Below are 13,918 nucleotides of genomic sequence, written 5' to 3'. Positions count from 1 at the left end.
CGCACTGGGAGAACAAACTGTGAAAGAAGTTTTTATTAGCCTGGGGGTTTTCACCATTTGCTGTGTAGTTGCACTAGCTACTCAGCTACGAGGAAGTGAAGCTGTTGCCGGTAACTTGACCGTAGACATAGGCACGACCGATTCTGTCACGTCTACGCTGGTCGCTCAAGCAGAACCTGACCCACCAACCGAAGAAACAACCGAGGAACCTACGACCGATATGGCCGAAAATATTACAACTACGGACTCCGGCCTAATGTACGAAGACCTTGAGGTCGGTACTGGAGCTCTACCTACACAAGGTCAAGCCGTGACAGTGCATTACACTGGCACTTTAGAAAACGGTGAAAAATTTGACAGTAGTCGCGATCGCAACCGGCCTTTTTCCTTTACCATCGGTGTTGGCCAGGTAATCAAAGGTTGGGATGAAGGTGTTGCTACTATGCGTGTGGGCGGTCGTCGCAAGCTAGTCATTCCCCCCGAACTAGGTTACGGTGCCCGTGGCGCAGGTGGTGTTATTCCCCCCAATGCCACACTCATCTTTGATGTAGAACTGATTCGCGTTGGTGGCTAAGAAATTAGCAAAAATCAAGTGAACGGCAAAAAGGGCTGCTCATATGAGCAGCCCTTTTTGCAGACACCGTATCTAAAAAATATTTGCCCCCTTGCCCAACCAATGGTCAGCAATCACCCATGAGGAAGCATCAACCATGGGTTCTGCAAAATAGTTGTTAACGTCTCTCCTAAAACTACGAGACTGTAAAGTTCGACGACTACTTTACCGTACAAGACCTGTATGCTTCACCTGAGCAGTGATTGAATTATTTCACGATGACTTCAAAACCCTGATTTTGAAGAGATTCCAACATATTATCCGACTGCAAGACTTCAGTGGACTCTTGATCAATGGCTGCGATCAGTTCTTGCTTATTGTCTGCAATACTTGCTCCTTGAATATTCACACGGTAGCGCATAGGAGAGAGAAAACTCTGAATTCCCAAGGCACGACATTGCAAATGCAATTTACTCAACGCCACATGAGGATCAAAGGCCATATTTGGATCGTTATCCAATGTTTTTAGATATCCTTGAAAGCCTAGGAATGCAATACGATAGATCATTGATTGGGTAAACTGTCCCTGGAAATAGCCTCCATGGACATCTCGTATTCCGAACACTCCATCCACCATCAACATTAGATAATCCCACCAATTCAGAGCTTTTCTACGGTTAGCACGGGTCAGAAGCCCCTTTGTCTCTTCACTAGTGGCATCTTCTTTTACTGAGAAGGTAAAGTCTTTATAATCAGTGCAGTCAAAGTAAGTAAAGAAATCAGCAATCGTAATTTGAGCAGTCGTTTGAGATGGAGAATTATTTATCGTCTCAGATTGACTAGCTTTGATACAATCCTGCGATATTTTAGCTAACGTATTGTAGCCATCTTTTTTACACCAGTTATAGGTAAGGAATAAATGCTCCATAATCTTGTAAGGATTACGAGCAATAGAATCCGCTAAAGACGAACCTGGGAAAAAACATTCATCTAAAGCTGACAAGTTAACAATGCCGTAATCCTTAGAGTTGTTATGATCAGCTTTCAACGAAACATTCCCTAAACGATAACCCATTGCTTCTGTCGTACTAGGAAACGTAAAGTAATTAGCTGTCGCCGAAGCAATCCGCAACGCCAAATCGCCTTCACTACTGAATAAATAGGACTCTGAAAATCGTCTTAAAGAAGATGAGAGAAAATTTACTCGGCTCGACACAATAGTCAAAATCGGAATATCCGGAGACGTTAAAATCAGCCGCTCTAACCGGAAAACAGATCCAATATCGGCTGGAGGTTTGTTACTAATGGAGCGCGTATCAAACACATCGGATAAAATCCGTACCACATTGGTAACCACAAAACCACCCATGCTGTGTCCTAAAAACGAGAGTTTTATTTTACGATGGGTTTGTTTCCAGAATTGGGCTGCTTTGTCACAAGGATATTGCTCGTTGGGATTTTGTCGCTTGATATCAGCAGCTTTTAAGTTCACTAATTCCCGGTCAATTTGGCGCAGCAATTCAACGAGATCCAGAACTCCAAAGTTGTGAGCTCGGTAGCGATCGCGAAAATAAACCACCATGCGCAAAATAACCAGTGTAATAATTATGGTGGATAGGCCTAAGAACAAAAGCAATAGAGGTACTACTATTAGACCCGCCAGCGTTTTATCCCAGGCCATAAGTTCTACAATTAGCAGAATTAGCGCCCCACCAAACCCTAGAAACATCAAGGCTCGCGGTAAAGGAGGCAGCGCTTTGCAAGCTTCCCCTAAACGCCGAAACTCAATATTCTCTGACGGCCAGCGATAGCCGATGAAGACCTGGTTGCCTTGCCCTGGAATCACTGTGTCGTATCGGTTAATATATTGAAAAATATTCTTATACCAATCTCGAACAGAGCTGCGACCACTGTTATATCCGTGAACAGTAATCATGAGTTCAGGGTCAGGTCCCTCCTGTTTAGAACAGATATCGTAGAGATGCCGGGCAATTTCCTTCACACCCCGTGCCGCTGCCTGCATCTCTGACTCTTGCATGGCTTTGGCATTTTCAATATTTGGTGGTGCGCTACTCATCACAAAATAGCCAGGAATGGAAGCCCGCTTACGTTCAGGGGTCCCAATGTGCACAAGCCTGACCTGGGAAGCATCTTGACCTGCGTCAATATCTTGATCCACATGGGATTCATGGTCTTGTGATAGCTCGTCTCGAAAGACAAACTTTCGTAAGATCACTGGCAACGGTTTAGATTCCATGGTGTTCCCCCTGACAGGAGTCTAGATATCTAGATAATTTTCAGCTCTAATGCACAGTTGTCTGCCGCAAGGTCATGGTGATGGGTAGAGCCGTACGTCCTTCAACACTCAGGCAATTACTTGAATCTACAAGTTCCATTTGATATTTTCCGTAGTGCGATGGGCTGGAATAATGTGCACTCTCAAAATTGCACTCAACGAGCGGTTAACTTACAGAGTATAAACTGCTCTAAAAAACGTACATCAAAGGCCACGTTGTTTAGATTAAATCATTCCAATGATCAGAAACCTCCGATTATTGCAGCCAAATTTCGTACACCGACAGCAGAATCTCCACCAAAATCAGGATAACAATGTACCATTCCACCCGATGACTGCTGCCCTGCTGCAATATGCTCAACGCAGTTTCTACACTACGGGAAATCAAAGCGAGCTTTTGCTCCAGAATCAAAAGTCGCTCCCGCAGTTCATATTCGTCCTCTAGACGCAGATAGAGCCGGTTTAAATCCGGGAAATCCCAAATCGGATCCGGTTTATCACCCACCTCCACAATGCCCAACATTTTTTGCTGAATTAGTAACGTTCCACCGATGTAGCGTAGCAACTCTTTCTCTTTTGGTGCCCGTTCTTTAGGGTTTTGAATCGCTGTTGTAAACGGCTTAATTTGATTAAACAGATCAAAAACCCTTTGCTCGTAGTAGTCCAGGACAACGCTTTTTGCGAGGGCCTCTGCCACAATTTGCAAACGCTCTGCACTAGAGTCCCGCAGCCATAATGTATCTTGCTCTAACCGTTCTTTCGCTGTGGGATGAAATGCTAACAGCAGATCCTCAAATACATCTTCCGACGATGGTTCTTTGATTAACGGCTTGAGCGACTCTAAATATGCAGCTTCTTCGATAGCATTCAGATTAAATACGACAACCACACCGTAACGTAGCAGTACGGCACAGCCGGACTTCCCAGCCCTAACAATCAACGGGTTGGTAGACAACGCATCCTTGGTTTCCAATGTTTTCACAATCAGGCGCTCACCGACTAAGTGGGCACGGGCCACGATGCGATCTTCTGTTGACCACCCTAAAGGGACGGGTGATAGCTGAGGTAGTGATGCATTCGATGATTGTGGAGTATTGAAATCAGCAGGTGGTGTGCTTAGAGAAACCATACAAAGGCTGAGCGTTTAAGAAATACACAGCTATATAATATGCCTGGCCACCTGTTTCAGTAGACTCGTGCCTGCTTTTTCAGATGATTCAATAGGGACCAAATATAAAGTTGGCCGGAGCAGAGGGCTCATTTATATAGAAAAAATCATGAATCAACGTCAGCACTTCATCCTGATTGAGAACTCCATCCTGATTCACATCTAGATTAAGAAATATGGACGATGCATAGATTGGCAGCACATTGAACACTGACAGCAGACTGATCCATTCCTGTTCGCTAATCTGACCATCGTTATCCTGATCAAAAGCGGCAAAGAGCAACGTTACTAGGGCAATCACTCGACTGGCATATTGCTTAATATCATTCAGAATCTGCTCGTAATAGGTTAACCATTCCCTCAAGGTAATCCGAGCATCACAATTTTGATCTGCTGCTGCGCACAGGCAGGCCCAGTCCTGCTGGAAATGGGTCAAAATTTGCTCTTGATGGGATGCAGCTTGCACCTCCTGGCGCAGGTTTGCCAGGCGCTGAGCCAAGGCAATAAAATCCTGCTGCACCAGTACGCCATCGTCATTGGCATCGTACAGATGAAAGAGCTTAGTTAACTTACGCGTCTGAATATCGGTCAGCATGGGCTAGTAAGCATTGGTCAGACGATTCTAAACGCTAACAATGGATTTGTGGATTTCCTAGATATCTTAGAGATTGCATCTAAGCATGCATCATAAGATTAATCAGAGTTCTAACGGTTCAAAGGCCCCATGACCGCATCCGCATCTAAAACCAACAGCCAACGTTCTGGTAATACCCCCCAAGACATTGGCATTCCAGAACGGTTGCTTAAACATACGGTGCGGTACACCGACTATCAAGAGATCAAACGCGACGACCTGACGCCAATGATGCGTCACTACGCTGAGGTAAAGGATGCCTATCCTTATGCCCTTTTGCTCTATCGCGTTGGGGACTTTTTTGAGACGTTTTTTCAGGATGCGATCGCAATTGCCCGTGAACTAGAGCTCGTCCTGACCAGCAAAGATGCTGGCAAGGCTATCGGTAAAGTCCCTTTAGCAGGCATTCCTCATCATGCGCTAGATCGCTATTGCGCACTATTAGTGGAAAAAGGATTTGCGATCGCAATTTGCGACCAGGTAGAAGATCCGGCCCAGGCCCAGGGACTGGTCAAACGAGAGGTCACCCGCGTTATTACGCCTGGTACCATTCTTGAAGAGGGTATGCTCACCGCTAAACGCAACAACTTTTTAGCCGCCCTAGTCATTGCCGACAAACATTGGGGACTAGCCCATGCCGATGTCTCAACAGGAGAGTTTTTTACCACCCAGGGTACAGCCATTGATCAATTATCTCAGGAATTGATGCGACTGCAGCCCGCAGAGGTACTTGTGCCCACCAACGCCCCTGATTTAGGTGCACTATTGCGGCCAGGAGAAACCTCGGACAACTTACCCGAAGGCTTACCAGCACAATTTTGCTATACCTTTCGTTCCCAAACACCGTTTACCCATGCTGAAGCAAAACAGCGTCTACTACAAAGCTACCGCGTACGCTCTTTAGAAGGTTTTGGTTGCGAACATTTACCGCTCGCAGCGAGAGCAGCTGGCGGTTTATTGCATTATGTCGAAGATACTCAAAAAGAGAGTTTGGCACCACTACAGCCTCTGTCGACCTACACCACCACAGAATTTCTGGTGATTGATCATCAGACTCGACGTAATTTAGAGATGACTCAAACTGTACGGGATGGTATCTTTCACGGCTCATTGCTGTGGGCTTTAGACAAAACCACGACCGCCATGGGCAGTCGAGCGCTGCGACGCTGGTTATTGCAACCGCTTTTAAGCATCGAGAACATTCAGGAGCGCCAAGAAACGATCAGTGAACTGGTAGACAACGGCACGCTACGTCAGCAGCTACAGCTGATCCTCAAGCAAATTTATGATTTAGAGAGACTGGCCGGGCGCGCTGGCTCTGGTACTGCCAACGGTCGTGATTTAGTAGCCATGGCTGAGTCATTTGAAAAGTTACCAGATCTGGCGGCACTGATGGCCCACGCCCAGTCACCGCATTTAGTGAAACTACAGATTGTACCGTCAGAACTGGAGCAGATGGGACGCAAGCTCAGAGCTCATTTAGTGGAGAGCCCACCGCTCTACCTCACAGATGGTGGCCTGATCCGCGAAGGCGTTAATGCTCACCTTGATGGCCTACGAGATCAAGTCAGTAGCGACCAGCGCTGGATTGCCAATCTGGAAGTTACCGAACGGGAACGTACCGGTATTTCTAACTTAAAAGTCGGTTTCAATAAAGCCTTTGGATATTACATCAGTATCTCTCGGGCCAAGAGCAAACAGGCTCCTGACAACTACATTCGTAAACAAACGCTGACTAACGAAGAACGCTACATTACACCAGAACTAAAGGAGAGAGAAGCTCGCATCCTTAACGCAAAGGATGAGATTAATCAAATTGAATACGAGATTTTTCTAGAGCTACGGGAAGACGTTGGCCAACATGCTGAACTCATCCGCAAGGTGGCCGTAAATGTAGCGGCAGCAGACGTGCTTTGTGGCCTGGCGGAGCTGGCTATCTACCAGGGATATTGTCGCCCTGATATTGTGCAAGATCGGACTCTAGCGATTGAAGCTGGACGCCATCCGGTGGTAGAACAATCGCTGCCTGCGGGCTTTTTTGTGCCGAATTCGACGGGTCTTGGTTATGGGGAAACACCCGATGGGAGGGGGGGCAAGGCCCATCCTCCGGACTTGATCATTTTGACGGGGCCAAATGCCAGCGGGAAAAGCTGCTATCTGCGACAGGTGGGGCTCATTCAGCTGATGGCCCAGGTAGGAAGCTTTGTACCAGCGAAGAGTGCAGTGCTGGGAGTGTGCGATCGCATCTTCACCCGCGTTGGTGCCGTAGACGACTTAGCCACCGGGCAATCCACATTTATGGTGGAAATGAATGAAACCGCCAATATTCTTAACCATGCCACCCCTCACTCCCTCGTCTTACTCGACGAAATTGGTCGAGGCACAGCCACATTTGACGGACTCTCCATTGCTTGGGCGGTGGCAGAACACCTGGCTAGTGATATTCAAGCCCGCACTATTTTTGCCACCCACTACCACGAGCTCAATGAGCTCGCTTCACTATTAGAAAATGTGGCCAACTTCCAGGTAACGGTGAAAGAAATGCCAGACCAGATTATCTTTCTACACCAGGTACAACCTGGCGGAGCCGATCGCTCTTATGGAATAGAAGCCGGTCGCCTAGCGGGATTGCCCCCCAGCGTCATCAAACGAGCCCAACAGGTCATGGGTCAAATTGAAAAACACAGTAAAATCGCCGTAGGCCTCCGCAAAGGGAGTGTAACCAAATCGTCTAAAAAATCAAAAGTTCAAGAAAGCAGCCCTGATTCTCAACTCAATATTTTTGGATAACAGTCTTTTCTGTAGCGCCCTGATATACCGTCATCCCAACTAAAATGCAATGTACAGACATTTTATGGAACGCCTCCACCAAGCGTCTAGTATTAGTCAACCAGTTGAATTTTACCCAGACTCAGCTCATCAAAAATATGATGTACCTGCTCACGCTGTTTAGGGGTTAAATCCACAATGGACAGTAAAAAGGAAGACAATCTGACATGATCTTTACGAGTAAGTTTGTGGGTATTCCAAACCTGCTGCAATATAATCTCGGGTGTTCTTTCTGTCTTTCTAACGGCAACCATAGGACTGCTCTCGCGTTAACTGTTAGGGAACAACGTTTCTGTACTGCCATGATGGCTAGTCCGTGGTGATATTGGTCGCGCAAATGCGCGTAAATTACTCAGCAAAACCGTGAATTGTTCGTGAGTAGGCAACGTATAATCACTGACACTAGCCACACTGACCTCTACACTGTTATCTAGTTATCCCAGGAAAAGTTCCCGACATTGGAGCAAAATTAGACAAAAGTTTGACAAAGGTAGGGGAGCAGTCGGTCATGTGGAATGCACAGTGCGAAAAATCACATAATCTTCACAGCCTTCGGGTTGTCATCACAAAAAATTCATCTCCTGTTTCCTATGCAACAGTTATAGATGCCTGGCAAAAAGATAGTGGTTTTCGTAACTTTTTCATTGACCTATTGGCAAAATCTCCTTTTGCCAGCTTTCGTTGGGAAACACCACCAATAACGACAAAAACGGTTAATACTCCTTTTGAGTGTGTGTTAATAGACAGCCCGAGCCTGTCACGCCCCCCTGATCGGCAGACGTTTTCACCCTATTTCCCACCTGATCAACCGGTTGTTAATTTTTTGAATCTGGGCAAAGATGCTGTGCTAATTGTCCCCTGCCCTACAGATGCTGATGGCGATTACAGTCATCTCGGGGCGTTTGTACAAAATGCGCCGAGGCCTCAGCAACATACCCTATGGACTTTAGTCGGTGATACTATGGCCCAACGCATTAGCGATCAGCCAGTATGGCTTAGTACAGCAGGTGGTGGAGTCGCCTGGCTACATGTGCGCCTTGATAACTATCCTAAGTACTATCACCATCATCCGTATCGTCAGATTCCTGAAAGCCTGTAATTTTACTCATCCTAGGGCTTATATCCGTTGCCCATAGAGGTACATCATGCATTACAGACTCCAACTCGCATCTACGGACAACCTGCAACAGCTATTGCCGCTGGTGGAGGCCTACCATGAGTTTGAACGCATCCATATGACGGGCAAGAACCGAAAACAGGCTATTCATGGCCTGCTATCCGACTCTTCACTCGGGGGAATTTGGTTAATTATTGTAGATATTGCGATCGCAGGGTACATTGCCCTCACCTTCGGCTACAGTATCGAATTTGGCGGCAAAGATGCCTTTATCGATGAGTTTTATATCCGGCCCGAGTTTCGTGGCAAAGGTTTGGGAAAACAAACCCTGAGGCAGATTCAGCAAGAAGCAAAAGCCCTGGATATTCATGCGCTGCACTTAGAGGTGGCGGCATCCAATACTAGGGCACAGCACCTCTACGCCCAGACTCATTTCCAAGCCCGCAGCAAATACATGCTGATGTCTGCCTATTTAACAGAGACTAGCGTTTAAGCCACTTCAGCGGAAGACTTAAACAATGGTGTAATCCACACAGTCACTACATGGGATAAAAGTCCCATAGGTCCAGCAAACAAACATAGCGCCAGGGAATGACGAGTAAATAATTGTTTCTCTTGTCCGTGCAAGTAAATCCAGCGGCCCACAAAGAGATCCATCACTAAGAAGTGCACCCATCCCGTCGTCATCACCTTTTCATCTGAAAATAAGTTGGCCAACACCGCCAGGGTAGGGTTAGCAAACTCCTCGAGTTTGTCAGGATCAAGGCTGGCAACAAAACAATAGACATAAAGCGCCGCCAACACCACAAATGGAATGTAGGATGCCATGATTTTGCGGGTGACGTCCCAATTGGGCAATAACACCATCAAGGCCCAAAATGGGAGCACAAACAAATTACCGAAGTTAAAAATATATTCAAATACCATCGCCTAACCTGCTCACCAATTAAAAGATACTGGAGCCATTGTAAAACGATGATATTTGAAAAGGAGGATCGAGGTGCTTGCTGATTAAGGGAAAGATTCGAACCGGCAAAATTGCCCTACATCGACATTTTTCAGATTTACTCTCCTCTGAATCAGCAAGGCCAAAGCATCTAAGCTACATCCAACAAATCCGAAGCTAGTGCTTTCACCAGACTCTAAATGAGAGTTCTAACCTTGCGCCCTAAGCGTGTAAAGATTGCCATCACGTTCAAGGATTTCTCCATCCCAAAAGCTCTATATATCTCAAGATGGTTTCAGACGATGCACCCAATTATGTGTCTTGTTCCAAGTATAGAGCAGATAAAGTAGAATTGTAGAGACGTTCAAAAACGAAATTATTTATAGTCTGTAAAAAATGTAGAAATTATCCAACCATTGCTCGGGAGGAACGTCTTAGGGGCTGACCTCAATTAGCAACCCTCATAATAGTGATTATTCAGCACTTATTTTGCTGTCAGAGTTTGTTTTTGACTCAACATCTGTCAGGCTGTAACAGCGCCTATATTAAGATTTAGATAAATGCCAATGGATGTGGAATCGGCTCCAAGCTTTAGTGAGTTGTCTTTAAGTGAGCCGGTACTAAAGGCTTTGGAAGGTTTGGGCTATGAAAGTCCAACACCCATTCAAGCCCAGACTATTCCCCATGTATTGGCTGGTGTGGACCTGATTGGGCAAGCCCAAACAGGTACTGGCAAAACAGCGGCTTTTGCGCTGCCATTGTTATCCCGCGTCAATATTGAGCAGCGTTTGCCCCATACCCTAGTATTGACTCCCACCAGAGAATTAGCAATTCAGGTGGCAGAAGCCTTTCAAAGCTATGCATCTCATATGAAAGGCTTTCATGTGCTGCCCCTATATGGGGGGCAAAGCTATAGTATTCAACTTCGTAAACTAGAACGTTCGGTACATATTGTCGTGGGCACCCCTGGCAGGGTCATGGACCACATGAAACGCGGCACCTTGGACCTGAGCGCATTGCAGTGTCTCGTATTGGACGAAGCCGATGAAATGCTGCGCATGGGCTTTATCGACGATGTGGAATGGGTATTGGAGAAAACCCCAGCGTCTCGACAGGTCGCTCTCTTTTCTGCCACCTTACCCAAAGAAATTCGCCATATTGCCCAGCGACATCTCAATAATCCCACCGAGGTCCTGATTAAATCCAAAACATCCACCGCTGACACTATCCGACAGCGCTATTGGATGGTTAGTGGGTACCACAAGTTAGATGCCCTGACCCGCATTTTAGAAACAGAGACATTTGACGGCATGATCGTCTTTGTTAGAACCCGTCTGGCCACCGTGGAGCTGGCGGAGAAGCTGGAAGCCCGAGGCTATGAAACTGCCCCGCTTAGTGGAGATGTTTCACAAATGCAGCGGGAGCGTACCGTCGAACAGCTTAAATCAGGCAAGCTGGATATCGTCGTCGCCACCGATGTAGCTGCCCGCGGCTTAGACGTGGATAGAATTAGCCATGTCATTAACTATGACATGCCCTATGATACCGAGACCTATGTCCATCGAGTAGGCCGTACAGGGCGAGCCGGGCGTAATGGTGAAGCAATTTTATTTGTAGCCCCTCGTGAGCGACGATTGCTGTATGCCATCGAGCGGGCAACCAAACAAAAAATCTCCAAAATGGAGATGCCAACGACCGAGATGGTCAATAACAAGCGCATTGCTCGGTTTAAACAGCAAATTACTGACACCATTGCTGAGGAGAATCTAGAGTTCTTCAACAATCTCATGGAGCAATATGAACAGGAGCATAATGTGCCTGCTATTGAGATTGCAGCGGCCTTAGCCAAGTTGGTACAAGGCAATGAGCCCTTATTGTTGGAAGAACGCAAGCGCAGTCGCCCAGAGCGCGGCGACCGACGCGAGCGACCCCAGCGACGTGAACGCAGGGCATCCCCACCCGAGCAAGGCATGGGACGCTATCGCATTGAGGTCGGTCATCGGCATCGGGTGAAACCTGGCCATATTGTGGGCGCGATCGCAAATGAAAGCGGTCTCGAAAGTCGCTACATTGGTCGCATTAATATCTACGACAGCCACAGCACCGTAGATTTGCCAGAGGGGATACCCAAAGAAATGATGCGACACCTTAAAAAGGTATCCGTTGCGGGCCACCCTTTGCGCATTAGCCGAGTAGAAGGGGAAATGACGGGCAAAGGCGGTGGCAAACGACGACGCCCCAAAACCAAATCTAAGGACAATTAAATCGATTTTGGTATTCGGCCTCAGTCAAAATGTCATCGGGATGCTCTACCCGGTCAAGAAAAACCTTGCCCTGTAGATGGTCGTATTCGTGTTGAAAAATTCGCGCCACAAAGTCTTGCAGATGCTGACGATGGTCATGGCCATCGCGATCCAGGTAAGTTACTTCGATCTCGCGGTACCGAGGAACAAATCCCCGCTTCCCTGGCACGCTGAGGCACCCTTCCCAGCCTTTGACTTGATCGTCACTGTGGTTAAGGATATGCGGATTAATCATGGCGACAGGCTCCATAGTCGGGGCCTCGGGGTAGCGTGGGTTCGGGCGTGAAGCCACAATAAACAGCTGTAGGCCTTCAGCAACCTGGGGTGCGGCAATACCCACACCATTTTTGGCCGCTGCGGTAGCTAACAGATCATCAATTAGCTGTTGCAGCTGGGGATCATCTAAATGCTGAATGGGTTGGGCTTGCGATCGCAATCTCACATCACCCAATTGAATAACCGACCGTATGCCCATCTATCGTCGCTGCTGCGGTAACGCCTTTGTCATTACATCCAGAGCTATCTGACGACCACTCCGGTCAACCTCTATCCCAATCGACTCGCCTACGCCTAAATCTTGAACAATTTGCTGTACTTGCTCAGCCGCTGTGATCGATTTACCATTCATGGCCACAATCACATCACCCACTTCCAAACCTGCTTCTAAGGCTGGCGAATTACGCATCAGGCCCAAAATAATTACACCTTCGTCAGCAGATAACCTCAGATCATTACGAGGATCGCGATTGATTTGTTGGCGTAGCTCATTTGTCAGTGTACGCATTTGAATACCCAAATAGGCATGCTCCACCCGACCTTTCTCGATCAGTTCTTGAGCTAAACGCTGAGCTGAATTGATAGGGATCGCAAACCCTAATCCTTGGGCACCTCCGATGATGGCCGTATTAATACCAATTACTTCACCGCGCTCATTTAGTAACGGCCCACCAGAATTTCCAGGATTAATGGCCGCATCAGTCTGAATAAACTGCACCCGTTTATCTGGCACTCGAATCTGAGCACTTGTGCGTCCCGTTGCACTGACAATTCCAGCCGTAACAGTATTGTCTAACCCCAGTGGATTGCCAATGGCAATAGCCCACTCCCCTGGGCGCAGCTGCTCTGAATTGCCAAGGGTCACGGTAGGTAAATCCTGAGCCTGAACTTTAATAACCGCCACATCCGTTAGCGGATCTTCACCCACCACCTCACCACTAAATTCACGGCCATCCCTAAGCGTGACCGTCACCGCATCGGCCCCTTCAACCACATGGGCATTGGTCCAAATCACACCATCTGACTCGACGACAAAGCCAGAACCCTGGCCACGCTCAACCCGAGACGATGGCTCCTCCCACATATCGCCAAAAAACTCTCGAAAGAACGGATCATCAAACGGTCCAGACCGACGAGTCACAGTTCGCGAGGAATCAATCCGAACCACAGCAGGTCCCACATCATCAGCCACGGATGCAATAAAGCTACTGTCCGTCAGCAAACGCCCAGACCCAGAGGTAGGCGATTGGGCCGTTGTTGGAACAAGTTGTGCTGTCGTGAACACAGCTGCCGTTGCACTACAGGCCGCAATAAACCCGTAAAGAGCTAACGACCTGGCAAAACGAACGGTTGAGGAGCGTAGTTTAGACATGGCATCAGGCATGGGAACTTTGCAATGACTCTGGTTGGACAGAACGCCTCACAAGCATCTACACATTGCCAGCGTCCTATTGACTAACCCTTATCTGTATAGCGTCTACAGCTAAATTCAACCATGTAACCTGTGCCAGTTCACCCTCGTCTCCATCAAGTTAGATCATTGCATCCTTTAAAGAAGGTTATATCTATGGTGCAGATTACTCTGGTGTGCTTGCTGGATATGTGAACAACAACAGGTTAGTGTATTAGAGCTCATTAGTTTTCAATGTACTAAAAGTTATACCTACGCATTTAAATATTCCTAGTCCTTTATGGGGAATAGCCCTCGTTAATGGGTGCTTGTAAGGGAAAACGTCGATAAAAGCCATACACTATCCATTCAATTCAGGTGTGTATCCCTAATCCAGGGTCGTTCA

The 13,918-nt window shown here is 47.3% G+C and carries 12 protein-coding genes; 5 read left to right on the top strand and 7 right to left on the bottom strand.

Annotated elements, in window-relative coordinates; genetic code table 11:
• The first annotated feature begins 19 nt into the window (after positions 1-19).
• Positions 20-574: an FKBP-type peptidyl-prolyl cis-trans isomerase gene (locus tag DXZ20_RS17655; RefSeq protein ID WP_006517033.1), complete on the top strand. Its 555-nt coding sequence runs from the start codon at positions 20-22 to the stop codon at positions 572-574.
• 247 nt (positions 575-821) lie between these two features.
• On the opposite strand, the gene DXZ20_RS17650 is transcribed toward DXZ20_RS17655, so the two are convergent.
• The 3 genes from DXZ20_RS17650 to DXZ20_RS17640 form a co-directional block, all read right to left on the bottom strand.
• Positions 822-2,810 (bottom strand): alpha/beta hydrolase, encoded by a 1,989-nt coding sequence (locus tag DXZ20_RS17650; protein WP_163699576.1) that lies wholly within the window; start codon positions 2,808-2,810, stop codon positions 822-824.
• A gap of 295 nt (positions 2,811-3,105) precedes the next feature.
• Complete coding sequence (locus tag DXZ20_RS17645; RefSeq protein WP_006517038.1) at positions 3,106-3,978, bottom strand: RMD1 family protein; 873 nt, start codon at positions 3,976-3,978, stop codon at positions 3,106-3,108.
• Positions 3,979-4,066: 88 nt separating this feature from the next.
• Complete coding sequence (locus DXZ20_RS17640; RefSeq protein WP_163659116.1) at positions 4,067-4,612, bottom strand: EF-hand domain-containing protein; 546 nt, start codon at positions 4,610-4,612, stop codon at positions 4,067-4,069.
• Between the two features lie 129 nt (positions 4,613-4,741).
• On the opposite strand from DXZ20_RS17640, the gene mutS reads away from it, so the two are divergent.
• Complete coding sequence (mutS, locus tag DXZ20_RS17635; RefSeq protein WP_163699574.1) at positions 4,742-7,441, top strand: DNA mismatch repair protein MutS; 2,700 nt, start codon at positions 4,742-4,744, stop codon at positions 7,439-7,441.
• Between the two features lie 92 nt (positions 7,442-7,533).
• Here mutS and DXZ20_RS17630 read toward each other — a convergent pair whose 3' ends face one another.
• A complete protein-coding gene (locus DXZ20_RS17630) occupies positions 7,534-7,734 on the bottom strand; it encodes a hypothetical protein (RefSeq protein ID WP_163659118.1) in 201 nt (66 codons plus the stop codon).
• A gap of 254 nt (positions 7,735-7,988) precedes the next feature.
• On the opposite strand from DXZ20_RS17630, the gene DXZ20_RS17625 reads away from it, so the two are divergent.
• Both DXZ20_RS17625 and DXZ20_RS17620 read left to right on the top strand, forming a co-directional pair.
• Positions 7,989-8,579, top strand: coding sequence for a DUF6940 family protein (locus tag DXZ20_RS17625; RefSeq protein ID WP_163699572.1), 591 nt, complete (start codon positions 7,989-7,991; stop codon positions 8,577-8,579).
• Positions 8,580-8,625: 46 nt separating this feature from the next.
• A complete protein-coding gene (locus tag DXZ20_RS17620) occupies positions 8,626-9,090 on the top strand; it encodes a GNAT family N-acetyltransferase (protein ID WP_163699570.1) in 465 nt (154 codons plus the stop codon).
• On the opposite strand, the gene DXZ20_RS17615 is transcribed toward DXZ20_RS17620, so the two are convergent.
• Positions 9,087-9,524: an ABA4-like family protein gene (locus DXZ20_RS17615; protein ID WP_163659121.1), complete on the bottom strand. Its 438-nt coding sequence runs from the start codon at positions 9,522-9,524 to the stop codon at positions 9,087-9,089. The two genes, DXZ20_RS17620 and DXZ20_RS17615, sit on opposite strands and share 4 nt — an antisense overlap.
• A gap of 579 nt (positions 9,525-10,103) precedes the next feature.
• Here DXZ20_RS17615 and DXZ20_RS17610 point away from each other — a divergent pair.
• The gene (locus DXZ20_RS17610; RefSeq protein WP_250565803.1) at positions 10,104-11,807 is read left to right on the top strand and encodes a DEAD/DEAH box helicase; all 1,704 of its coding nucleotides are present in this window, start codon (positions 10,104-10,106) and stop codon (positions 11,805-11,807) included.
• Here the strand turns inward: DXZ20_RS17610 and def are convergent.
• Positions 11,794-12,321, bottom strand: a complete 528-nt coding sequence (gene def, locus DXZ20_RS17605; protein WP_163699566.1) for a peptide deformylase — start codon at positions 12,319-12,321, stop codon at positions 11,794-11,796. The genes DXZ20_RS17610 and def overlap by 14 nt on opposite strands.
• A complete protein-coding gene (locus DXZ20_RS17600) occupies positions 12,322-13,506 on the bottom strand; it encodes an HhoA/HhoB/HtrA family serine endopeptidase (RefSeq protein ID WP_163699564.1) in 1,185 nt (394 codons plus the stop codon). It lies immediately after the preceding gene.
• Positions 13,507-13,918: the final 412 nt, after the last annotated feature.

This window comes from Adonisia turfae CCMR0081, assembly GCF_011009555.1.
Lineage (GTDB): Bacteria > Cyanobacteriota > Cyanobacteriia > Phormidesmidales > Phormidesmidaceae > Leptothoe > Leptothoe turfae.
Note: the sequence above shows the minus strand (reverse complement) of the source record. Positions and strands in the feature narration are given on the sequence as shown.